At 57.1% G+C, this 20,786-nt stretch carries 19 protein-coding genes, 1 tRNA gene, 1 pseudogene and 1 riboswitch; of the genes and pseudogenes, 15 read left to right on the forward strand and 6 right to left on the reverse strand.

The window, feature by feature from the left end; translation table 11 throughout:
• Nucleotides 1–2: 2 nt before the first annotated feature.
• From fghA to mbfA, 3 genes are all read right to left on the reverse strand, one after another.
• Complete coding sequence (fghA, locus tag ACZ1HE_RS01845) at nt 3–836, reverse strand: S-formylglutathione hydrolase (RefSeq protein ID WP_472619313.1); 834 nt, start codon at nt 834–836, stop codon at nt 3–5.
• A gap of 93 nt (nt 837–929) precedes the next feature.
• On the reverse strand, nt 930–1,859 hold the full coding sequence (locus ACZ1HE_RS01850; RefSeq protein WP_472619314.1) for an AEC family transporter: 930 nt from the start codon (nt 1,857–1,859) through the stop codon (nt 930–932).
• Nucleotides 1,860–2,004: 145 nt separating this feature from the next.
• Nucleotides 2,005–2,979 (reverse strand): iron exporter MbfA, encoded by a 975-nt coding sequence (gene mbfA, locus ACZ1HE_RS01855; RefSeq protein WP_472619315.1) that lies wholly within the window; start codon nt 2,977–2,979, stop codon nt 2,005–2,007.
• A 131-nt stretch (nt 2,980–3,110) separates the two neighbouring features.
• On the opposite strand from mbfA, the gene ACZ1HE_RS01860 reads away from it, so the two are divergent.
• From ACZ1HE_RS01860 to ACZ1HE_RS01880, 5 genes are all read left to right on the forward strand, one after another.
• The gene (locus ACZ1HE_RS01860) at nt 3,111–3,728 is read left to right on the forward strand and encodes a TetR/AcrR family transcriptional regulator (protein ID WP_472619316.1); all 618 of its coding nucleotides are present in this window, start codon (nt 3,111–3,113) and stop codon (nt 3,726–3,728) included.
• 97 nt (nt 3,729–3,825) lie between these two features.
• Nucleotides 3,826–4,033: riboswitch (cobalamin riboswitch) on the forward strand.
• 98 nt (nt 4,034–4,131) lie between these two features.
• The gene (locus ACZ1HE_RS01865; protein ID WP_472619317.1) at nt 4,132–4,326 is read left to right on the forward strand and encodes a hypothetical protein; all 195 of its coding nucleotides are present in this window, start codon (nt 4,132–4,134) and stop codon (nt 4,324–4,326) included.
• Nucleotides 4,323–5,111: an ABC transporter ATP-binding protein gene (locus tag ACZ1HE_RS01870; RefSeq protein ID WP_472619318.1), complete on the forward strand. Its 789-nt coding sequence runs from the start codon at nt 4,323–4,325 to the stop codon at nt 5,109–5,111. The genes ACZ1HE_RS01865 and ACZ1HE_RS01870 overlap by 4 nt, the downstream gene beginning before the upstream one ends.
• 12 nt (nt 5,112–5,123) lie before the next feature.
• Complete coding sequence (locus ACZ1HE_RS01875) at nt 5,124–6,071, forward strand: ABC transporter substrate-binding protein (RefSeq protein WP_472619319.1); 948 nt, start codon at nt 5,124–5,126, stop codon at nt 6,069–6,071.
• 28 nt (nt 6,072–6,099) lie between these two features.
• Nucleotides 6,100–7,086: a FecCD family ABC transporter permease gene (locus ACZ1HE_RS01880; RefSeq protein ID WP_472619320.1), complete on the forward strand. Its 987-nt coding sequence runs from the start codon at nt 6,100–6,102 to the stop codon at nt 7,084–7,086.
• 183 nt (nt 7,087–7,269) lie between these two features.
• On the opposite strand, the gene ACZ1HE_RS01885 is transcribed toward ACZ1HE_RS01880, so the two are convergent.
• A tRNA-Leu gene (locus ACZ1HE_RS01885) sits at nt 7,270–7,356 on the reverse strand.
• Between the two features lie 207 nt (nt 7,357–7,563).
• Here ACZ1HE_RS01885 and ACZ1HE_RS01890 point away from each other — a divergent pair.
• The gene (locus tag ACZ1HE_RS01890) at nt 7,564–8,547 is read left to right on the forward strand and encodes a complex I NDUFA9 subunit family protein (protein WP_472619321.1); all 984 of its coding nucleotides are present in this window, start codon (nt 7,564–7,566) and stop codon (nt 8,545–8,547) included.
• On the opposite strand, the gene ACZ1HE_RS01895 is transcribed toward ACZ1HE_RS01890, so the two are convergent.
• Nucleotides 8,548–9,351, reverse strand: coding sequence for an undecaprenyl-diphosphate phosphatase (locus tag ACZ1HE_RS01895; RefSeq protein ID WP_472619322.1), 804 nt, complete (start codon nt 9,349–9,351; stop codon nt 8,548–8,550).
• A 228-nt stretch (nt 9,352–9,579) separates the two neighbouring features.
• Between ACZ1HE_RS01895 and ACZ1HE_RS01900 the strand changes: the two are divergent.
• The 7 genes and pseudogenes from ACZ1HE_RS01900 (at nt 9,580) to ACZ1HE_RS01930 (ending at nt 18,355) form a co-directional block, all read left to right on the forward strand.
• Nucleotides 9,580–11,014 (forward strand): annotated as a pseudogene (locus ACZ1HE_RS01900) (NAD(P)-dependent oxidoreductase).
• Between the two features lie 129 nt (nt 11,015–11,143).
• The gene (locus ACZ1HE_RS01905; protein WP_472619323.1) at nt 11,144–11,284 is read left to right on the forward strand and encodes a hypothetical protein; all 141 of its coding nucleotides are present in this window, start codon (nt 11,144–11,146) and stop codon (nt 11,282–11,284) included.
• A complete protein-coding gene (locus ACZ1HE_RS01910; RefSeq protein WP_472619324.1) occupies nt 11,284–11,817 on the forward strand; it encodes a hypothetical protein in 534 nt (177 codons plus the stop codon). The genes ACZ1HE_RS01905 and ACZ1HE_RS01910 overlap by 1 nt, the downstream gene beginning before the upstream one ends.
• A 10-nt stretch (nt 11,818–11,827) precedes the next feature.
• Complete coding sequence (locus ACZ1HE_RS01915) at nt 11,828–12,265, forward strand: GFA family protein (RefSeq protein ID WP_472619325.1); 438 nt, start codon at nt 11,828–11,830, stop codon at nt 12,263–12,265.
• The gene (gltB, locus tag ACZ1HE_RS01920; protein WP_472619326.1) at nt 12,262–16,794 is read left to right on the forward strand and encodes a glutamate synthase large subunit; all 4,533 of its coding nucleotides are present in this window, start codon (nt 12,262–12,264) and stop codon (nt 16,792–16,794) included. The genes ACZ1HE_RS01915 and gltB overlap by 4 nt, the downstream gene beginning before the upstream one ends.
• Before the next feature lie 243 nt (nt 16,795–17,037).
• Nucleotides 17,038–17,883 carry a Hint domain-containing protein gene (locus ACZ1HE_RS01925; protein WP_472619327.1) on the forward strand — a complete coding sequence of 282 codons (846 nt, stop codon included), beginning with the start codon at nt 17,038–17,040 and terminating at the stop codon, nt 17,881–17,883.
• A gap of 148 nt (nt 17,884–18,031) precedes the next feature.
• The gene (locus ACZ1HE_RS01930; protein WP_472619328.1) at nt 18,032–18,355 is read left to right on the forward strand and encodes a DUF4189 domain-containing protein; all 324 of its coding nucleotides are present in this window, start codon (nt 18,032–18,034) and stop codon (nt 18,353–18,355) included.
• Nucleotides 18,356–18,554: 199 nt separating this feature from the next.
• Here ACZ1HE_RS01930 and ACZ1HE_RS01935 read toward each other — a convergent pair whose 3' ends face one another.
• Nucleotides 18,555–19,898, reverse strand: a complete 1,344-nt coding sequence (locus ACZ1HE_RS01935) for a FliI/YscN family ATPase (protein WP_472619329.1) — start codon at nt 19,896–19,898, stop codon at nt 18,555–18,557.
• A gap of 84 nt (nt 19,899–19,982) precedes the next feature.
• On the opposite strand from ACZ1HE_RS01935, the gene ACZ1HE_RS01940 reads away from it, so the two are divergent.
• Nucleotides 19,983–20,372 carry a FlgB family protein gene (locus ACZ1HE_RS01940; RefSeq protein ID WP_472619330.1) on the forward strand — a complete coding sequence of 130 codons (390 nt, stop codon included), beginning with the start codon at nt 19,983–19,985 and terminating at the stop codon, nt 20,370–20,372.
• An 11-nt stretch (nt 20,373–20,383) separates the two neighbouring features.
• Nucleotides 20,384–20,776 (forward strand): flagellar basal body rod protein FlgC, encoded by a 393-nt coding sequence (gene flgC / locus ACZ1HE_RS01945; RefSeq protein WP_472619331.1) that lies wholly within the window; start codon nt 20,384–20,386, stop codon nt 20,774–20,776.
• Nucleotides 20,777–20,786: the final 10 nt, after the last annotated feature.

Here is a 20,786-nt window from a genome sequence, read left to right on the forward strand (position 1 = left end):
GATCAGGCCCCATAAAGCGCTTCGGCGTGGAAGATCACGTGATCCTCCATGAAGGTCGAGACAAAGAAATAGCTGTGGTCATAACCGGGTTGCAGGCGCACGTTTGCTTGCTGGCGGCGGGCTGCAATGGCGGTCGACAGCGCCTCGGGGCGCAGCAGGTCGATGAACTGGTCACTGGTGCCCGTGTCGATCAGGATCGGCCCGTCAAAACCTGTCTCGGCCATCATCAAGGAGGCGTCGTGCTTGGCCCACAGCGCTTCGTCATCGCCCAGATAAGCTGACAGTTGCTTGCGGCCCCAGTCGGCGCCCGTCGGGTTCGAGATCGGCGCAAAGGCTGAAACAGAGCGGAAGCGGCCCGGCAGGTTCATCGCCAGCGTCAACGCCCCGTGGCCGCCCATGGAATGGCCGGTGATTGCTTGACGGTCAGCGTCGATGGGGAAGTTTGTGGTGATCAGCGCAGGCAGCTCTTCGGCGATATAGTCCCACATGTTGAAATGCGGAGCCCAAGGCTTTTGCGTGGCGTTGACGTAGAAGCCCGCGCCCTGGCCCAGATCATAGTCGTCGTGATCGGCCACGCCTTCACCACGTGGCGAAGTGTCAGGGAAGACCAGCGCGATGCCATGCTCGGCGGCCCAGGCTTGCGCGCCTGCTTTGGTCATGGCGTTTTCATGAGTGCAGGTCAGGCCCGAAAGATACCACAGCACCGGCACCGGCCCATCCTTGGCCTCGGCTGGCAGGAACAGGCCAAAGGTCATGTCACATTTGCACGCGTCCGAGGCGTGACGGTACACGCCTTGGGTGCCACCAAAGCAGGTGTTTTCGGAAAGGGTTTCCATGGCTGCGGTCCTTTGCATTGTCGGTTGTCTCATCGCTAACGGGCGCGGGCGTTTGCGTCCAGTGGGCGATATGGGATTTTGTTCAAGCTTATCTTATGGCGTGCCCAACCAGGCTATGAAGAGCGGCACGGAGAGGATGCTGAGCGACGTTGATACCAGAATGGCAGCTGAGGCCCGGTGCGGGGCAACACCATAGTGCGCGGCAAGCATGTAGACGTTTCCTGCCACCGGCAGCGCGGCGGCGGCGATGGCCACGGACATCGAAAATTGCGTCGTTGGGAACAGGAAGAAGAGCGATAGCGCCACCAGCACCGGGTGGATGGCCAGTTTGCACAAGCTGAGCCAACCCGCGATCTGAAGGCGTTCGGTTGATTTGCTGGCCAGCGACGCGCCGATGGCAAAGAGCGCGCCGGGCGTTGCGGCTCCGCCCAGGATGACGAGGAAGTCGTTGAGAGGTGCAGGGATCGGAACGCGGAACGCGGACCAGAGTAATCCGGCTGTAATCGAAACGATCATGGGATTGCGAAGAAGCCCGGTGCCAATCAGGCGAAAGGTATTGAGCGTCAGCCGCCCGTCGCGCCCGCCGTTGATCAGGATGACGATCAGCGAGGAAAACACGACCAGATCGACCGACAGTACCAGCATTACGGGGCCTATCGCGGCCTCACCAAACAGGACCGCAAGCATCGGCAGGCCCAGAAAGCCCACGTTTCCGATGGCGGCGCATTGCGCCTCGACCGCGGCGGTGGGGGTGTCGAGCACGCGCAGGTAGGCTACCAGGGTTGCAATAGCATAGACGCCAAGCGTACCGACCAGGTACCCGGCAATCAGTTGCGCGTCGAAGATTTCGGAAAAGGGTAAGTTGGCGGCAAAGCGGAACAGCATTGCCGAGAGGGCAAAGAAGAAAACGAACTTGGTGAGATAGGCGGTCGCCTCTTCGGTAAAAAACCGTGTGCGCCCGGCCCAGTAGCCCAGGCCGATGATCACAAAGAAGGGAAGGGTGCGCAGGAAAATTTCGCCCATGCGCAAGTGCTAGCGGGTTCTGCGGAAATTGCAATGTTGCGTCGGGGCAGGGGGTGCTCCCGCCCGTCGTCGGTGCCCCTTGCGGGCACCTCCTCCCGTTGGGCCGGGCGCCTAGCCTGCGGCTCGGCGCAGCCCCCGCAGAACGCTATCCGCTGCCAATCAGGATACCGGCGCCAAGCACAAGCGCACCGCCAAGGACCACTTGGAAGGCTGCGCGAAAGAATGGTGTTTCCATGTACCTGTTCTGAATCCAGGCGATGGCCCACAGTTCGACAAAGACGATCAGGATCGCCAGGATCGTTGCGGTCCAGAAATCGGGGATCAGATAGGGCATGGCGTGCCCCAACCCGCCGACGGTTGTCATCACACCTGAAGCGACGCCTCGTTTGATCGGCGATCCGCGCCCCGACAGTTCCCCGTCATCCGAGGCTGCTTCGGTGAAACCCATCGAGATACCGGCCCCGACTGAGGCCGCTACACCCACCAGAAATGTCGTCCAGGTGTCCTGCGTGGCAAAGGCCGTTGCAAAGATCGGTGCCAGAGTAGACACGGACCCATCCATTAACCCGGCCAGACCAGGTTGAACCCATGTCAAAATGAATTGCCGTTTGGCCTGACTCTCTTCGCTTGCGCGGCTGTCGTCGTCGAGTAGAGCATGTTCCAGATCGTTAGCCGCCGTCTGGTGCTGCGACTCTGCAGCAGCCAGGTCGCCAAGCAATCTGCGTGTGGCGCTGTCTTGCGTGCGTGCGGCCGCAGCCATGTAATACTGTTCTGCAGCGGCCTCCATTGCAGCAGCTTCCGCCCGTATCTTGTCAACGCTCATGTTTTCGATCAACCAGACCGGCCGTCGGGCATATGCTCCTGCCACATGTTCCCTCCGGATCAATGGGATCACGGAACCAAACCGCCGCTCGTGAAGAGCGATGAGGGCTGCTCGATGGTTGTCCTCTTCATGTGCCATTCCATCGAACATTTTTGCGGTGGTGGGAAAGTCCGCGCGCAGGGATTCCGCATACCCGCGATAGATGCGCGCATCATCTTCTTCTGCAGAGATCGCCAAAGCGATAATTTCTTGCTCGGTCAGATCGACGAACCGTTTTCGATGGGAAAAGAAGCGCATGGGTCACCATAGTTAGAATGATTCTAAACTACGTGCAAAACAATTAGTTTCAACCCCACCTCGCAATTTAGAATCGTTGAAACTGAACTGAACGGTTTATAAATAGAAAGAGCTACATCATGGGAGCCAACATGAACCAAGCCGCCACAATCCTGCGCACGGGCCGAAAATTTGATCAGGTTCTACGCGGCGCACGCGACGTTTTTATGGCGGATGGGTTCGAAGGTGCCAGCGTCGATGAGATCGCCAGAGTTGCTGGTGTTTCGAAGGCGACCCTCTACAGCTATTTTCCCGACAAACGCCTGCTGTTTATGGAGGTCGCACAGACCGAATGCACGCTGATGTCAGACAAGATCATGTCGATGGTAGATGAAAGCCTGCCAGCGCGTGATGTGCTTATGCTGACCGCCGAGCAAGTAATCACCTTTTTGACTTCGGATTTCGCGCAGCAAGTGTTCCGTATTTGCGTTGCCGAGCGCGACAGATTCCCTGAATTGGGCCGTGCTTTTTATGCGGCGGGCCCCGAAAACGGTCGGGAGCGGATCAGCGAGTACCTTGAGAAGGCAGTTTCTGCGGGTGAATTGAACATTGATGATATCCCCATGGCTGCGGAGCAGTTTTCAGAGCTCTGCAAGGCCAAGCTGTGGACCAGGGCTGTTTTTGGCATTCAGAATCAGTTCACCGAAGAAGAGATCCGCGATGTGGCCAAGCATGCGGTTGAAATGTTTCTTGCGCGGTACGGGACCTGACAAAAAGCTCTGCGAAACAGCTGACCAAAGAACTTGGAACCCGCCGAATGGAATCTGTTTGATTCTCCATTCTGCTTGACAGACTGAAAAGCGCTTTCGTAGATGAACGCGATGGTTTTTCCGGAACTGATCCGGAAAATGAAAAGGGAATACGGTGCGGCGCGTTGTTCAAGCGCCTAATCCGTGACTGCCCCCGCAACTGTAGGCGGAGAGCGATGCCGACATGCCACTGGCCCATGAGGCTGGGAAGGCTAGCAAAGCGCAGCTCCGCAAGTCAGGAGACCTGCCATCAAAGGTTCAACCAACCCGGGGCGGGGCGTCCTGGAAGGAGGCTTTATGGCACGGATTCGTGTTTACGTAGTTGGCACCTTCACACCGCGCGCAAAAACTTGCGAGGCGGTCGATGTCAGTTTCTCTTGATCAACCTATCTTTGTATTCCTGACCAACCTGGGAATGGACATCACATTCATTCGAAATGTGTCGCCGGTTCAAGGCCGGTTTGATGCTCGGAATAGCTTTGTGTTCCGTGTGCAGAATGCAAAGCAACGGTCGCTGATGACCTGGTTCCTGTCCATCAAGGCATTGGAGCCGTCATGACCGCGGAACAAGAATTCCTTAGCGCCCGCAATCTGGGATACTATGCTTTGAATGGTGATCCATTGGTTTCGGACGTGTCTTTTGACCTGGAACAGGGTGCGGTTCTCGCCATTGCCGGACCAAATGGTGCCGGAAAGTCGACACTGCTGAATCTTTTGTCCGGTATTGAACCGCTGGCAATTGGCGATGTTCTGGTCGGTGGTCAAAGCCTTAGAAATATGACTGCACTTGAACGCGCACAGCAGATTGCCGTGGTGAGCCAGCAATCGGAACCTGACGCCAGGCTATTGTTGCGTGATTACGTGGCTTTGGGCCAAATGCCATTGGTCACTGGACGCAGCGCGGCGCAAGACAATAGAGCGTTGGAACGCATATTGGAGCTCACAGGTCTGGCGAGCAAAGCGCCCATGTTGATGGGCCAACTGTCGGGAGGAGAGCGGCAGCGGGCGCATATCGCTCGCGCATTGGCGCAAGAACCGGCGCTTTTGTTTCTGGATGAACCTACAAATCACCTCGACCCGGACGCCAAGGGGCGCATGCTGTCGCTGGTCGCCTCTCTGGGAGTGACGGTTGTGATGGTGGTGCATGATCTTGTCATGATCCCGGAATTTGCAACCCATGCTGCGCTCATGAAATCCACCCGTTTGACTGCGTTTGGCCCGGCCGACGATGTCCTAACGACCGAAAGGGTGCGGGACACATTTGGAGTCGATTATCTGCAGCTACTCCACGAAGGCCGGATGATTCCGGCGCTTGATATCCGAAAAACTCAAGTTCAATTCTGAAGGAAAACACGAATGAAACTGTTGTGGACAGCAGTATTTGCTCTCGGGCTTACCAGCACTGTCAGTGCGAACGAGACAAAAGTCGACAATTGCGGAGAGCCGCTTGTCTTCAACACCCAACCTGAACGATTGGTGGTACATGATATTAACATGTCTGAAATGGCCTTTGCATTGGGATTGCAAGACAAGATCGTTGGCGTGACTGGTATCACCGGGTGGTACAAAACCAGCCCAGAATTTGATGCGGCACGTGGTGAAATTCCAGAGTTGGCGCCCAAATACCCAACAGTAGAGAACTTGGTTTCGGCATCTCCAGACTTGTTTGTTGCCGGATGGTACTATGGCATGAAGCCAGGTGGAGAAGTGACACCGGACACCTTGGAACCGTTCGGCATCAAGACGATGATTCTGACGGAAAGCTGCGTGCATTTGAATAAAGACCGCCCAGAGGCGAGCATGGACCTGCTTTTTGGCGATGTGCTGCGTTTAGGTCAGGTCATGAATGTTTCGGACAAAGCTGAAAGTCTCGTCGCCGATTGGAAGGAGCAACTGTCCACTATTGAAGCTAAGACTGCGGACTTGCAGAAGCCGCGGGTGTTCCTGCTTGATGGCCCCGCCGATGCCCCCTTTACGGCCGGTAAATTCGCCATTCCCGATGCAATGATTTCTGCTGCTGGTGGCGCTAGTGTTACTCATGATCTGGACACCAGTTGGGGTCGCACATCCTGGGAAGCAGTTGCAGCAACCAATCCCGAATTTCTTGTGTTGCTTGACTATCAGAACGGCAATGGTGCGGCAGATACATTCAAGTTCTTGCAGAAGCACCCGGTGATGGCACACACCGACGCAGTCAAAAACGAACGCTGGGTTGGCCTGCGATACGAGGAGTTAACTCCTGGTCCTGCAAACATCGCCGCAATCAAAAAAATGGCTAAGGCAATGCACCCGGATCACTTCTGATATGGGCCGGTTTGGCACTTCAATGACAATGGGAGCGATCGTACTGGTCGCTCTCCTTTTGCTCTCGGTGCTATTTGGCAGTACCGAAGTGCCAATTTCCGACGTGTTCACTGCAATCTATTCGGGATTGGGAATTGGAGCCGTCGATCCAGACCCCATGCATCGGATAATCTTTGATCTGCGTCTACCCCGGGCATTGTTCGCCGCGATGATTGGTGCCGGTTTGGGATTGGTCGGAGTTGTATTGCAAACGACAACCCGGAACGATCTTGCTGACCCGTTTCTATTTGGCCTCTCATCTGGCGCAGCGGCCGGTGCGGTTTTCGTGATAACGGTTACCGGCGATGTTCTGGGTATCTGGACCCTTCCATTGGCAGCGTTTTTTGGCGGTTTGGTGGCGTCCAGTATCGTGCTGGCGTTGGTGCAAGCCCTAAAAACGAGCGCTCCCGAGAAGCTCATACTGGCTGGTCTTGCAGTGTCGTTCCTGTTTGCCGCTATTACCAACTACCTGATTTTCTCGGGTGACAACCGAGCGGCACACTCGGTTATCTTTTGGATGCTAGGTGGTCTTGGGTTGGCGCGTTGGGAAACCCTCCCCCTTGTCGCTGCGGGTCTTGGCCTGATCTTTGCCTATGCGATGTGGCGCCACCGGTTACTTGATGCACTCTTAGCAGGAGATATCACAGCGAACAGTCTGGGTGTTCAGGTCAAGTCGGTTCGCTTTCGCATGTTCCTGGTCGCGGCTCTTTCTACGGCCGCGTTTGTGTCCGTTGCGGGTGTTATCGGATTTGTCGGCTTGATGGTGCCGCATATTGCGCGAGGCTTAGTTGGCCCACTTCATCGTGGGTTGCTTCCGTTGGCGGCTTTAACGGGTGCGATTCTGCTAACTGGTTCGGACATATTGTCGAGGCTGCTCTTAGCACCGCAGGAACTACCGGTTGGAATAGTAACGACATCAGTCGGTTCTGGTTTCGTTTTTCTTTTGCTGCTCGGAACTCGAAAGCGAGACCACTAGCTTTTGCGTGTTTGGAAAGAGGATATTAGGCCACTTAAAGCCATCATATTCGGATTTATGAATTTTATGAATGAATGTATCGAACGAGGGCGACTCTTCGTTTGGTAGTCCACATTCGTTTGGCGCAAGGAACAACGGCAAAATCGTTTGACAGGTATCGGGAGATTTCGTTGTCAGAGATTTTGGTGCCCAGGAGAGGACTCGAACCTCCACGTCCATACGGACACTAGCACCTGAAGCTAGCGCGTCTACCAATTCCGCCACCTGGGCAGGTGTCGTGAGGCGGGATTTACGCGGAGTGTTCGGGGGCGTCAACCGGATTCTTTTAACTTTGAGGAACTTTTTTGACGGGCTCCATAATCGTGTGGTGAACCAACCGAAATGGGCGCAGGCCAAGGTTTGAGGGCACATTTGAACCTTGTTTGCCAGCGCATAGGCAGGTAAATCGGTCAGTGCCTCAAGTGATAGGAGTCACTCATGTCAAAGATGGTCACGATCTACGGCGGATCTGGTTTTGTCGGTCGTTACATTGCGCGTCGAATGGCGAACGAAGGGTGGCGCGTACGGGTGGCCGTGCGCCGTCCGAACGAGGCGATCTTTGTAAAAACATATGGCGTAGTCGGGCAGGTCGAGCCGGTGCTGTGCAATATTCGGGATGACGCTTCTGTCGCGTTGGCGATGAAGGGTGCCGATGCAGTTGTTAACTGTGTGGGCGTCTTGAACGAAGTTGATAAGAACACCTTTGGCGCCGTTCAGGTCGATGGCGCCGAGCGGGTGGCACGGTTGGCCGCGTCAGAAGGCGTTGAACACTTGGTTCACCTTTCTGCGATTGGTGCGGATGAGGATGCAGGCAGCCTCTACGGCCGTACTAAAGCAGAGGGCGAAGCTGCAGTATTGGGGCATATGCCCAACGCCATAATTCTGCGTCCTTCCATCATTTTCGGCACTGAGGATCAATTTTTCAACCGCTTCGCAGGGATGACGCGGTTCGGCCCATTCCTACCGATCGTTGGCGCCGAAACCAGGTTTCAGCCAGTTTATGTTGACGATGTAGCAAAGGCGGCAGTCAAGGGTATCCTTGGTGAAGCCAAGGCTGGAGTTTATGAATTGGGTGGCCCGGATGTCGCAAGCTTCCGCGAGTTGATGACAGTAATGCTGGGTGTTATCCACCGGCGTCGGGTTATCCTTGGCGTTCCGACGTTTGTTGCCCGAATTATGGCCGGGGTACTGGATGTCGCGAAGTTTGTGTCGTTTCAGTTGTTTCCAAACAATATTCTAACCAGGGATCAGGTCAAAAGCCTTCAACAGGACAACGTTGTGTCGGATGGGGCCCAAACCTTTGAACAACTTGGTATCGATCCGACCACCATGGATGTTGTGTTGCCGGACTACTTGTGGAAATTCCGTCCCTCAGGTCAATATGATGCGATCAAGGATTCGGCCAAGAACCTGCGCGCTTGATCAACTGTAGGCATAGGCCAGCAAACCAATGCCCAGGATAACTCTGTAAATGACATACGGGGTGAAACTGACGCTTTGGAGAAGCCGCATCATCAAGCTCAGGGCAATCAGCGCAGCGACAAAAGCCATTGCAGCAGCAATAGCGCCATCACGTGCCATAGCTGCATCGGCGTTCAGGGCAACTTCGGCGCCAAGCAGGGCTCCTGCTGCAATGATCGTGGGAATTGACATCAACATGGCGATTTTGGCGCCGTCTTTCCGGCTGTATCCTAACTGACGGGCACCGGTGATCGTGATACCCGATCTCGATGTGCCAGGGATCAGGGCAAGCGCCTGCCAGAAGCCCATGATCAACGCGTCTTTTGAGTTCCAGTCGTTGAGTTTCTTTTGGGAGCCACCTGTTTGATCCGCCCAATAGAGTACGAGGCCAAATATCAGAACTGTCCAGCCAATCACTGTGACGGAACGCAAAGAGGCGCTCAGCCCTGTGAAATGCAGAACCATGCCAAAGATAACCGCCGGAATGGTGGCGATGATCAATCCGCTGGCGAGACGTGCGCCGGGTGTGTCTGTCTTTCCAGTTAGGGCACGAGGGAGACCTAGCAGGCCAATCTTTACGTCAGGCCAAAAGTACAGCACGACAGCTCCCAACGTCCCGATATGTACGGCGACATCAATAACCTGCCCCTGATCTTCTAGGTTTGTCAGGCTGGACAAGAGAATCAGGTGTCCCGACGAGGAGACCGGCAAAAACTCGGTGAGTCCTTGAATCAACGCGATGAGAAGCAATTGAAACAGCGGCATTCGTGGGCCTCGGTATCCTGCGAATTGGGTCTGAATTGGGTATAAGTCCTTTGGTTCAAAAAGAAAGTCGATAATAAGGACCGAATCGGACCTAAGTTGTTGCAATTTTCCGCCCATGAACCTAAACCGAGCGCAGTAAACCAGAAAAAAGGTCAGTATAGTTGACTTTTAATTGCGCGCGGCGTCTTGTAGACAATCGCGACGTAGCCAATTCATGGAGTTTGACCCGTGGCCAAGCAACCGATGCTAAAATTTGTCCAGATCGACCGCGACATGCCTAGCAAAGCGTGACGCTACTGTACGCAAGGAAGATTTCGACGAAATTTATGCCGAGTACGCTGCGGCCAAGGCCGAGGAGCAGGCGAGCCGGTGCAGCCAGTGTGGTGTGCCTTATTGTCAGTCGCACTGCCCGCTGCACAACAACATCCCCGACTGGCTGCACCTGACCGCAACCGGCCGCCTGGAAGAGGCCTATGCCACCAGTCAGGCCACCAACACCTTCCCTGAAATCTGTGGCCGCATTTGCCCGCAGGACCGTCTGTGCGAAGGCAACTGTGTGATTGAACAGTCGGGTCACGGCACCGTCACTATCGGTTCCGTCGAAAAATACATTACCGACACCGCCTGGGACAAAGGCTGGGTTCTGCCGAACGCTCCGACCCAGGAACGCAGCGAGAGCGTGGGTGTCATCGGTGCTGGCCCGGGTGGTCTGGCCGCCGCGGACATGCTGCGCAAGGCCGGTGTGCAGGTCACTGTATATGACCGCTATGACCGCGCGGGTGGGCTTTTGATGTATGGCATTCCGGGCTTCAAGCTGGAAAAAGACGTGGTTCAGCGCCGCAACGATCTGCTGGCTGATGGGGGCGTGACGTTTGAGTTGAACTGCGATGTGGACGCGGCGAAATTTGCCGAGATCCGCGAGGCGCATGACGCGGTGATTATCGCCACAGGCGTTTATAAATCACGCGATCTGACCATGCCGGGCAGTGGCTTGGCGGGTATCGAGAAGGCGATTGATTTTCTGACTGCATCCAACCGCAAAAGCTTTGGCGATGCAGTTGAAGAGTTCGACAATGGTCGCATGAATGCCGACGGTAAGAAGGTTGTTGTTATCGGTGGCGGTGACACGGCGATGGACTGTGTGCGCACCTCGATCCGTCAGGGCGCGACGTCTGTGAAATGCCTGTATCGCCGGGATCGTGCGAACATGCCGGGTTCGCTGCGTGAGACGCAGAACGCCGAAGAAGAAGGCGTAATTTTTGAATGGCTGAGCGCGCCCAAAGGGTTCACCGGCGATGACACGGTCAACGGTGTGCTGGTGCAGAAGATGCGCCTGGGTCAGCCCGATGCATCTGGTCGTCAGGCCCCCGAAGTGATCGAAGGCGCGGACTATGTTGAAGAGGCCGACCTGGTCATCAAGGCGCTGGGGTTCGAGCCCGAAGATCTGCCGACACTGTTCGGTCAGCCCGACCTTCCGGTGACCCGCTGGGGCACCGTCAAGGCGGCGTTCCAGAGCGGCGAGACCGAGATGGATAGCGTCTATGCCGTGGGTGACATCGTGCGCGGTGCGAGCCTTGTGGTTTGGGCCATCAAGGATGGTCGTGATTGCGCCGAGGCGATCCTGAAAAAGCTGGATGCTGCATCTGCAATCGCCGCCGAATGAGGGCTGAAATCCGCCTGTGACATGCGTGCACCAAGCGTGCACCACCCGTACACCGCCGCCGCATACATCTGATGCGGCATTGCAGCCAAAGGGTCAAAGACGATGACCCATAAGCCGAAGGACAGACTGATGATTGCACGATTGATTGCCGCGCTGATCCTGAGCGTGTCTGGTGGAATGGCGTTGGCTCAGGACCTTGTTGAGGTGCCCGAGGGATGCACGCCACTGGCCACGGTGCAAAAAATGAATGCCGCACCACGGTTTTGCTGATGTGCGAACAGGGGCGTCAGGTGCTGACCTTTGTCGATGGCAAAGCGGACATCGTCCACTTCTATGACAAGGAATGGGGCTTTGCTGGGTTCCTGTACCAAGCCAACGCAAATACGCGCTTTGATCGCAAGCCGGGTGTGGGTGATATGTTGAATCTGGATCAGTTGGTCGCGGATGGCCAGGATTCTGAAGATGGCATTTTGCTGTTGAACACCCGTGTGGTCAAAAACCGCGAGTTCACGGTCAAAGGCTCTTACACCTTGAGCGATGAAGTGGTCGAACTGAGCGGCCATGCGTTCCGCAAGGGCAGGTTGCACCGCGAGTTGCAGCGCGAAGGGATCGAAAGCAGCTGGCTGGGCTTTGACATGGACATCTTTGTGTCCAAAGAGCTGGGACTGTTTGTTGAGGGTGATCTGACCAACCACGCAAAGGATCGGGAGTCGTTCTCTGAAGATCACAGCCCCCGCGCCATCCTGTTCGAAGGTGATCCGGGCTTTTTGTCGGTGCGGTCACAATTCGGCTGTGACGGGTAAGGGGAGCGATATGACCGAACTGAACGGACAATGCATGTGTGGCGCTGTGAGCGTCACGGCGACCCCGGCAAAGCCCGCGATTGGTGCGTGCCACTGTGATATGTGCCGCCGCTGGACCAGCTCGGCTTTTATGACCTTTCAGGCCGAGCCGGGTTATGCCGCGCTGGGCCCGGTCAAGACTTTTGTGTCGTCCGATTGGGCCGAGCGCGCCTTCTGCGAGGAATGCGGATCGGCGCTGTGGTACCGGATGACTGCGCCGGGTCCGATGCAGGGCCAAACCCAGATGGCGGCCGGACTTTTTGAGAATGCAGGCGGCCATGGGCTGAGCCTGGAACTGTTTATCGACAAGAAACCCGAGGGTTACGCATTTGCAGGGGATCGCAAGCAGATCACCGAGGCCGAGATGATGGCTATGTATGCCCCGTCGGAAGAAGGAGACAACCAATGACCAAATATGATGCCGATTGGGTGCGCGCCGAAGAGGCGAAGCGTCAGTGGATGGCCGAGAATGGCCTGTATTCCGAGGAAGAAGAGCATTCGTCCTGCGGTGTGGGTCTTGTGGTCTCTGTTGACGGCAAGAAAAGCCGCAAGGTGGTTGAGGCTGGGATCGACGCGCTGAAAGCGATCTGGCACCGTGGTGCTGTGGATGCGGATGGCAAGACCGGCGATGGTGCAGGTATTCACGTGCAGATCCCGGTGATGTTCTTTTATGATCAGATCCGCCGTACCGGTCACGAACCCCGCATGGACGAGCTGATGGCTGTGGGTCAGGTGTTCCTGCCGCGTACCGATTTTGGCGCGCAGGAAACCTGCCGGACCATTGTTGAGACTGAAGTTCTGAAGTTGGGTTACTACATTTATGGCTGGCGTCATGTGCCGGTCGATGTGACCTGTCTGGGTGAAAAAGCGAACGCGACCCGCCCCGAGATCGAGCAGATCCTGATTTCGAACACCAAGGGTGTGGATGAAGAGACGTTTGAGCGCGAGCTTTATGTAATCCGTCGTCGGATCGAAAAGGCGGCCTCGGCTGCGGGCGTGTCAGGGATGTACATCGCCTCGCTGTCGTGCCGGTCGATCATCTACAAGGGCATGATGCTGGCCGAGCAGGTTGCCGTGTTCTACCCCGACCTGATGGACGAGCGGTTTGAATCTGCGTTCGCTTTGTATCACCAGCGGTATTCGACCAACACCTTCCCGCAGTGGTGGCTGGCGCAGCCGTTCCGCATGTTGGCCCATAACGGCGAGATCAACACGCTCAAGGGCAACGTGAACTGGATGAAGAGCCACGAGATCCGGATGGCGTCGTCCTTCTTTGGTGAGATGGCCGAGGATATCAAGCCGATCGTGCAAGGTGGCTCGTCGGATTCCGCGGCGTTGGATTCGGTGTTCGAAGTGCTGGTGCGCGCGGGTCGCTCGGCCCCGATGGCCAAGACAATGCTGGTGCCTGAATCGTGGTCCAAGCAGGCGGTGGATCTGCCACAGCCTTGGATTGATATGTATTCCTATTGCAACTCGGTGATGGAGCCGTGGGACGGCCCCGCCGCGCTGGCGATGACCGATGGTCGCTGGGTCTGTGCTGGCCTGGATCGCAACGGTCTGCGTCCGATGCGCTATGTGGTGACGGGCGATGGCCTGCTGATCGCGGGGTCCGAGGCGGGTATGGTGCCGATCAACGAAGCAAACGTTGTGGAAAAAGGCGCGCTGGGTCCGGGGCAGATGATTGCTGTCGATATGGCCGAGGGCAAACTGTTCCACGACACCGAGATCAAGGATACCCTTGCCACCAGCCGTCCGTTTGGCGAATGGGTTGGCAAGATTGCCAACCTGGAGGACCGACTGCAGGGCGTGACCGAGACCTCGCTGTTCAGCGGCGAAGAGCTGCGTAAGCGGCAGATCGCGGCGGGTTACAGCATTGAGGAGCTGGAGCAGATTCTGGCGCCGATGGCCGAGGACGGGAAAGAATCGCTGGCCTCGATGGGGGATGACACCCCGTCGGCGGTTTTGTCGAAAATGTACCGCCCACTGAGCCACTTCTTCCGCCAGAATTTCTCTCAGGTGACCAACCCGCCGATCGACAGCTTGCGCGAATATCGCGTCATGTCGCTGAAGACCCGGTTCGGGAACCTGAAGAACGTGCTGGACGAGGACAGCAGCCAGACCGAGATCGTGGTGCTGGAAAGCCCGTTCATCGGCAATGCCCAGTGGGAAAACCTGGTTGCAGGATTTGACGCAGCGCTGGTCGAGATCGATTGTACCTTTGAACCCGGTCAGGGCGCGTTGAATGCAGCCTTGGAGCGTATCCGGGCCGAGGCCGAAGAGGCCGTGCGCTCGGGTGCTGGGCACATCGTGCTGACAGATCAGCATTCGAACGCCGACAAGGTGGCGATGCCGATGATCCTGGCGACGTCGGCGGTGCACAGCCATCTGACGCGCAAAGGGTTGCGGACCTTTACCTCGCTCAACGTGCGGGCGGCGGAATGTATCGACCCGCATTACTTTGCCGTTCTGATCGGCTGTGGCGCGACCGTGGTGAACGCTTATCTGGCCGAGGATTCCATTGCCGACCGCATTGAGCGCGGCCTGCTGGATGGTTCGTTGACCGAAAACATCGCGCGCTATCGCGAAGCCATCGACCAGGGCCTGCTCAAGATCATGGCCAAGATGGGGATTTCGGTGATCTCGTCCTATCGCGGTGGTTTGAATTTCGAGGCCGTTGGCTTGTCTCGTGCCATGTGCGCCGAGTTCTTCCCCGGCATGACCAGCCGCATTTCCGGCATCGGTGTGACCGGTATTCAAACCAAGGCCGAAGAGGTCCACGCCAAGGGTTGGGGCGAAGTTGCCAACGTTCTGCCCATCGGGGGGTTCTACAAAGCGCGCAAATCGGGTGAGACGCATGCCTGGGAAGCGACCAGCATGCATATGATGCAGATGGCGTGTAACAAGGCCTCTTTCGAGCTGTGGAAGCAATATTCGGCCAAGATGCAGAGCAATCCGCCGATCCACCTGCGTGACCTGATGGATTTCAAACCGCTGGGTGCGGCGATCCCGCTGGAAGAGGTCGAGTCCATCACCTCGATCCGCAAGCGCTTTGTCACGCCGGGTATGAGCTTGGGCGCGCTGAGCCCTGAGGCGCACAAGACGCTGAACGTGGCGATGAACCGGATTGGGGCCAAGTCGGATTCGGGCGAGGGCGGTGAAGATCCCGCACACTTTGTGCCCGAACCCAATGGCGACAACCCGTCGGCCAAGATCAAACAGGTGGCCTCGGGCCGTTTTGGTGTGACCGCCGAATACCTGAACCAGTGCGAAGAGCTGGAGATCAAGGTCGCCCAGGGGGCCAAGCCGGGTGAGGGTGGTCAGTTGCCGGGCATGAAGGTCACCGACCTGATTGCGCGTCTGCGCCATTCGACCAAGGGTGTGACCTTGATCTCGCCGCCGCCCCACCACGACATCTATTCGATCGAGGATCTGGCGCAGCTGATCTATGACCTGAAACAGATCAACCCTCGCTGTAAGGTAACTGTAAAACTGGTGGCCTCGTCCGGTGTTGGCACGATTGCTGCTGGTGTGGCCAAGGCCAAGGCGGACGTGATCCTGATCTCGGGCCACAACGGGGGCACCGGTGCCTCGCCTGCGACGTCGATCAAATACGCTGGTCTGCCGTGGGAGATGGGCCTGACCGAGGCGCATCAGGTTCTGGCGATGAACAACCTGCGCGAGCGGGTCACCCTGCGCACCGATGGTGGTTTGCGCACGGGCCGTGACATTGTGATCGCCGCGATGCTGGGGGCCGAGGAATACGGCATCGGCACCGCTGCGCTGATCGCGATGGGCTGTATCATGGTGCGTCAGTGCCAGAGCAACACCTGCCCGGTTGGTGTGTGTACGCAGGACGAATCCTTGCGTGCCAAATTCACCGGCAATGCAGACAAGGTGGTGAACCTGATCACCTTCTACGCGCAGGAAGTGCGTGAGGTTCTGGCCTCGATCGGCGCGCGGTCGATTGAAGAGGTGATCGGGCGTGCGGATCTGCTGGCGCAGGTCAGCCGTGGTTCGGCGCATCTGGATGATCTGGACCTGAACCCGCTGCTGATCACGGTCGATGGCTCGGCCAACATCGTTTACAACCGCGACAAGGACCGCAACGCGGTGCCTGATACGCTGGATGCGGAAATCGTGCGCGACGCGGCGCGGTTCCTGCAGGACGGTGAAAAGATGCAGCTGTCTTATGCGATCCAGAACACGGATCGGACCGTTGGCACACGCACATCGAGCCACATCGTGCGGAACTTTGGCATGCGCAACACCCTGCAAGAGGATCACCTGACGGTGAAGCTGCAAGGCTCGGCCGGGCAGTCGCTTGGTGCCTTTGCGGCGCCGGGGCTGAAGCTGGAAGTGTCGGGTGACGCCAATGACTATGTCGCCAAGGGTCTGTCGGGGGGCACCGTTGTGGTGCGTCCGCCGCAGGTGAGCCCGCTGAAGGCGTCGGAAAACACCATCATCGGCAACACGGTTCTGTATGGTGCGACCGATGGCTATCTGTTCGCGGCGGGCCGCGCGGGTGAGCGGTTTGCCGTGCGAAACTCGGGCGCCAAGGTGGTGATCGAGGGCTGCGGTGCTTGTGGCTGTGAGTACATGACCGGAGGTATCGCTGTGATCCTGGGTGATATTGGTGCCAACTTTGGCGCCGGTATGACGGGCGGTATGGCGTACCTTTATGACCCTGAGGGCAAGGCTGAAACGGTGATGAACATGGAAACGCTGGTGACGTGTCCGGTTACGGTGGCGCATTGGGAGGCTGAGCTGAAAACGCTGGTCGAGCGCCATCTGGCTGAAACAGGCAGCCGCAAGGCGGCGGATATCCTGCAACACTGGGATGTAGAAAAAGCGAACTTCCTGCAGGTTTGCCCCAAGGAAATGCTGGTGCATCTGCCGGTCCCGTTGAACAAAGAGGCGCAGGCCGTACCGGCCGAATAAGTCTTGTCAATCAGTGCAGACGCAGCCCGTTCTGGCGGGCTGCGAAAGATGTTTGGGGAACATCTGCTGCAAAATCCCCCTGTTGTGAACACAAAAACACCCTAAATTTAGTGGATGAAAAATACCGGATCGCTGCCACGATCCAATCTTTTTGCACAAAGGTAGGGGGAGCGATGCCTACTGACTATTTGGATCAGGTGTTCCTGCTGGATCCGGCAAGCCCGCTCAGCCGTCGGGACCCAATTGAATTTTCAACAGGTTACGCTCACTGATCAGAACGACAACGGGCTGATCAACCGCTTTTCCGGAGACAACATCAACGGCGTGGACATCACAAGATCTTGGCCGGGGGACACCGTTACGGTGGATGTGCCAAACGTTGGGCTTGTTACCTATACCGGAATTACCTTCTACCTTGCCGACGGTGGCCGGATGTTCACGCCCACCGACGGCCAGGTTTTGCAGAACGGGACGTTTCAAGGATCAACGGCTGTCAACAGCCAGGGTTCATTGGATGTCGATGATCTGCCACCCACTTGTTTCACGTCTGGTACAAAGATTCTGACACCCCAAGGGGAACGCCGAATCGACGATTTGGAACGGGGTGATCTGGTCACGACACGCGATAATGGGGATCAGCCCATCTTGTGGATCGGGCGCACTGTTGTTGATGGGCGCGGTGAACTAGGGCCTATCCGGTTCAAGGCCGGTGTGCTGGGGGCAAAGCGGCCGCTGTTGGTATCGCCCCAACATCGGATGGTGATCGACGACTGGCGCGCGGCTTATTTCTTTGGCCACAAAGGGGTTCTGATCGCGGCGAAAAGCCTTGTGAACGGAACCACGGTAAAGCAGGTCAAGCGCGACAGCATTGAGTACATTCACCTACTTTTTGCCGCGCATGAGGTTGTTTTTGCCAACGGTGTGGCGTCAGAAAGTTATTTTCCGGGACATGCGTTGACCGGATCAGATCGTGCGACTCAGGCTGAAATCATCGCGCTGTTTCCCGAGCTGGATTGTGTTGACGCCATGGAGGCCAAGACGGCCTTGCCGGTCGTGCGGGCTCAGGAAGCTCGGTCGCTGGCGATCTGACCACCCTCAGTTTCTGAAAACAACCGGTTTGTGGCATACTGCCTGCGGGAGCACGAAACCTGTGTGAAGGTTAGCGGCTTCGTAGGGGGGTATGATGATCAAGCTAAGGTTTTGTATTGGAGCCGCGTTTCTTGCTGTGTTCGGGAGCATGATCGGACCGGCGGCGGCCGGATCGTGTGGATACGACTATTGTTGGGGCGCGGTGGGTGTGGGCCCGAACGGGGCTTATGGGTTTTCGCACTCGTGGGCGACCGAGCAGGACGCGATAAATGCGGCTCAAGAGGGGTGCGGATGGTCGTGTGACAACATGCGGACCTTCTATAACGCCTGTGCCGCCATTGCCGTTGCAAGTAACGGGGGCTGGGGTTGGGCCTATGATGTGAACAGGTCCCGAGCCGAGCAGACAGCAATAAGCTATTGCCGGGATTTTGGGCCGAGTTGCGTGGTGCGTGTCTGGTCTTGTTCGCAGTAGAACCGCACAGTTACTTTTGCCCGCCGTCGATCGAGCAATGAGCTCACCTCGTCGTTTTGGACCTTACTCTTGGAGTACTGATTCTTCCGAAGACCAGCCAAGATATCGGCGTGAATCAAACGTGCGAGGGAACGCGGGTGGCGTGAACGTTCCAAGGTTTAGAACGTTCCAGGCCACGATGAATACCTGTGGCGAGTATTCACTGTCGCATTTGGACCGGGTTCTGGGCCCGGCGCAGAATGAGGTTCAGGCGGTCGAAACTGTTTTCGATCGAATCGGGCTCGACCCTTGCAAAGAATCCGTCCAACTCGTCAAAAACTCGTACCGCCTGATCCAATGTAGGGTCAGTTCCTTCGGTGTAGAGACCAGCTTTGATCATGACTTCGGACTGTTCGTATGTCCCTAGAAGACGGCGCACATCTTGGATCGCGGTGTTCTGCTCGGGTGTAGCTGCATCCGGAAGGCAGCGTGAGACGGACCGTGTAACGTCGATCGCTGGAAAACGCCCACGTTCGGCTATGTCACGGCTCAGCACGATGTGACCGTCCAGCACGCCGCGCAAAATGTCGGCAACCGGCTCGTCCATATCTGACCCTGCGACAAGAACACTGAACACGGCCGTTATGTCGCCTTGTTCCAACGTGCCCGGCCCTGCGCGCTCGCATAGACCTGTGATCAGAGGTGTCACGGATGGTGGGTACCCGCGCAATGCCGGGGCTTCTCCCTGGGACACTGAAATCTCTCGGTGGGCTTCGGCAAAACGTGTGATGGAATCGGCCAAAAACAGAACATTCATCCCCTCATCCCGCAAGGTTTCGGCAACGCTCATGGCCGCCCATGCACAACGTCGCCGAACCAGCGCAGACTGATCCGAAGTTGCGGCAACCACGACGGCCCGGCTCATCCCCTCGCGGCCGAGGGTTTTTTCAACGAATTCATTTACTTCTCGTCCACGTTCACCGATCAGCGCAACCACGACCGCGTCCGCTTGCATTGAGCGCGCAAGCTGCGCCAACAGGCTGGATTTTCCGACCCCGGATCCCGCGAACAAGCCGATTCTTTGACCCTGAACAATAGGAAGCACGGTGTTCAGCACCGAAAGCCCCGTGGACATGCGCGTTCCAAGCGGCTTGCGTTCTACGGCAGGAGGCGGCGTGGCCATCAGGTCGCGTTCACCTGCTCCACGCAAGATGGGGCGGCCGTCCAAGGGTTGCCCGAACGGGTCAACGACCCGTCCGATCCACGATGCGCTGGGCGCGAACTCTGTCATCTTATGTAAAACAACGCGATTGCCCAGTGCCACGCCGTCAGGGGCGGCGTCGGGCAGCATGTTCAGCGCGTCCGTATCCACCTGCAACACCTCTCCATGTAGCGAGTTCCCGGTGTTCCTTTTGAGTTCGAGGCGGTCGCCGATACAGGCATGACTGCTCAACCCCCTGATCCTGATTACACCACCGTGTACGCCAAGAACGCGCCCTACATGGCGGGACAGGCTGAGAGAGTCGAACTGAGCTTTGAGATGGGCCGGATCAGGGACGGTCATGGGGTTCTCCAACAATTTCCTGAAACGGTTTCTAAAGGAATCGGGGTTAAGCCTTGATTGAAATTGATCGAGGGAGAAGCCCCGATGTTCTCTGACTTGAACGTCTTTAAGATGGCGTACGCCATGGCAACACATGCGGGAAAACGGCAGGCAATCGTGTCTCAGAACATGGCCAATGCCGACACGCCCGGATACCAGGCGCGCGACATCGAAGCCTTTTCCAATGCCTATGTGAAAGACGGTGCGCGCGTCGAAATGCACGCCAGCCGCGCCGGGCATTTGAATGGGGTTGAAACCGGTGCGCCCGACTGGGCGGTCTTTCACCCCGACCTGCCAAACGATCCCAACCAGAACAATGTCGCCATCGAAGAAGAGATGTTGAAGGCCGTCGAGGTCAAGCGTCAGCATGACAGGGCCATTGCGATCTACCGGTCGTCTCTTGGTATCCTGCGCAGTTCTCTTGGCCGGTCCTGAGGAGATTTGTCATGAGTGAGTTTTCCAAATCTCTATCCGTGACCGCCAGTGCGTTACGAGCGCAAGCAACTCGCCTGCGGCACGTTTCTGAAAACATTTCGAACGCAGATACCCCGGGCTATCGGCGCAAGGTCGTCCCTTTCGAGGCGAGCCGGGCCGAAAACGCGGGTGTCGACATGGTCAAAGTTGGCCGGGTGAACCTGGACCGGACCGAACTGACAAAAGTTTATGACCCGGCCCACCCTCTGGCCGACGAAAACGGAAACTTTCAAGGGTCCAACGTGGACCTGATGATCGAGATCGCTGACGCGCGCGAAGCACAGCGCAGCTATGAGGCGAACCTCAAGATGTTTGAGCAGGTGCGGCAGATGTCGTCGTCCCTGATGGATCTTCTCCGCAAGTAAAGAAAAGGAC

The organism is Falsiruegeria sp. JB4-1, assembly GCF_055693495.1.

Bases quoted from the DNA above. Each gene is read 5' to 3' on its own strand.
- ACZ1HE_RS01905 (WP_472619323.1), top strand. From the start codon at position 11,144: ATGATTGCACGATTGATTGCCGCGCTGATCCTGAGCGTGTCTGGTGGA.
- fghA (WP_472619313.1), bottom strand. From the start codon at position 836: ATGGAAACCCTTTCCGAAAACACCTGCTTTGGTGGCACCCAAGGCGTG.
- ACZ1HE_RS01935 (WP_472619329.1), bottom strand. From the start codon at position 19,898: ATGACCGTCCCTGATCCGGCCCATCTCAAAGCTCAGTTCGACTCTCTC.
- ACZ1HE_RS01865 (WP_472619317.1), top strand. From the start codon at position 4,132: ATGTCAGTTTCTCTTGATCAACCTATCTTTGTATTCCTGACCAACCTG.
- ACZ1HE_RS01890 (WP_472619321.1), top strand. From the start codon at position 7,564: ATGTCAAAGATGGTCACGATCTACGGCGGATCTGGTTTTGTCGGTCGT.
- ACZ1HE_RS01860 (WP_472619316.1), top strand. From the start codon at position 3,111: ATGAACCAAGCCGCCACAATCCTGCGCACGGGCCGAAAATTTGATCAG.
- ACZ1HE_RS01940 (WP_472619330.1), top strand. From the start codon at position 19,983: ATGTTCTCTGACTTGAACGTCTTTAAGATGGCGTACGCCATGGCAACA.
- ACZ1HE_RS01850 (WP_472619314.1), bottom strand. From the start codon at position 1,859: ATGGGCGAAATTTTCCTGCGCACCCTTCCCTTCTTTGTGATCATCGGC.
- gltB (WP_472619326.1), top strand. From the start codon at position 12,262: ATGACCAAATATGATGCCGATTGGGTGCGCGCCGAAGAGGCGAAGCGT.
- ACZ1HE_RS01880 (WP_472619320.1), top strand. From the start codon at position 6,100: ATGGGAGCGATCGTACTGGTCGCTCTCCTTTTGCTCTCGGTGCTATTT.
- ACZ1HE_RS01870 (WP_472619318.1), top strand. From the start codon at position 4,323: ATGACCGCGGAACAAGAATTCCTTAGCGCCCGCAATCTGGGATACTAT.
- ACZ1HE_RS01895 (WP_472619322.1), bottom strand. From the start codon at position 9,351: ATGCCGCTGTTTCAATTGCTTCTCATCGCGTTGATTCAAGGACTCACC.
- ACZ1HE_RS01910 (WP_472619324.1), top strand. From the start codon at position 11,284: ATGTGCGAACAGGGGCGTCAGGTGCTGACCTTTGTCGATGGCAAAGCG.
- mbfA (WP_472619315.1), bottom strand. From the start codon at position 2,979: ATGCGCTTCTTTTCCCATCGAAAACGGTTCGTCGATCTGACCGAGCAA.
- ACZ1HE_RS01875 (WP_472619319.1), top strand. From the start codon at position 5,124: ATGAAACTGTTGTGGACAGCAGTATTTGCTCTCGGGCTTACCAGCACT.
- ACZ1HE_RS01915 (WP_472619325.1), top strand. From the start codon at position 11,828: ATGACCGAACTGAACGGACAATGCATGTGTGGCGCTGTGAGCGTCACG.
- flgC (WP_472619331.1), top strand. From the start codon at position 20,384: ATGAGTGAGTTTTCCAAATCTCTATCCGTGACCGCCAGTGCGTTACGA.
- ACZ1HE_RS01930 (WP_472619328.1), top strand. From the start codon at position 18,032: ATGATCGGACCGGCGGCGGCCGGATCGTGTGGATACGACTATTGTTGG.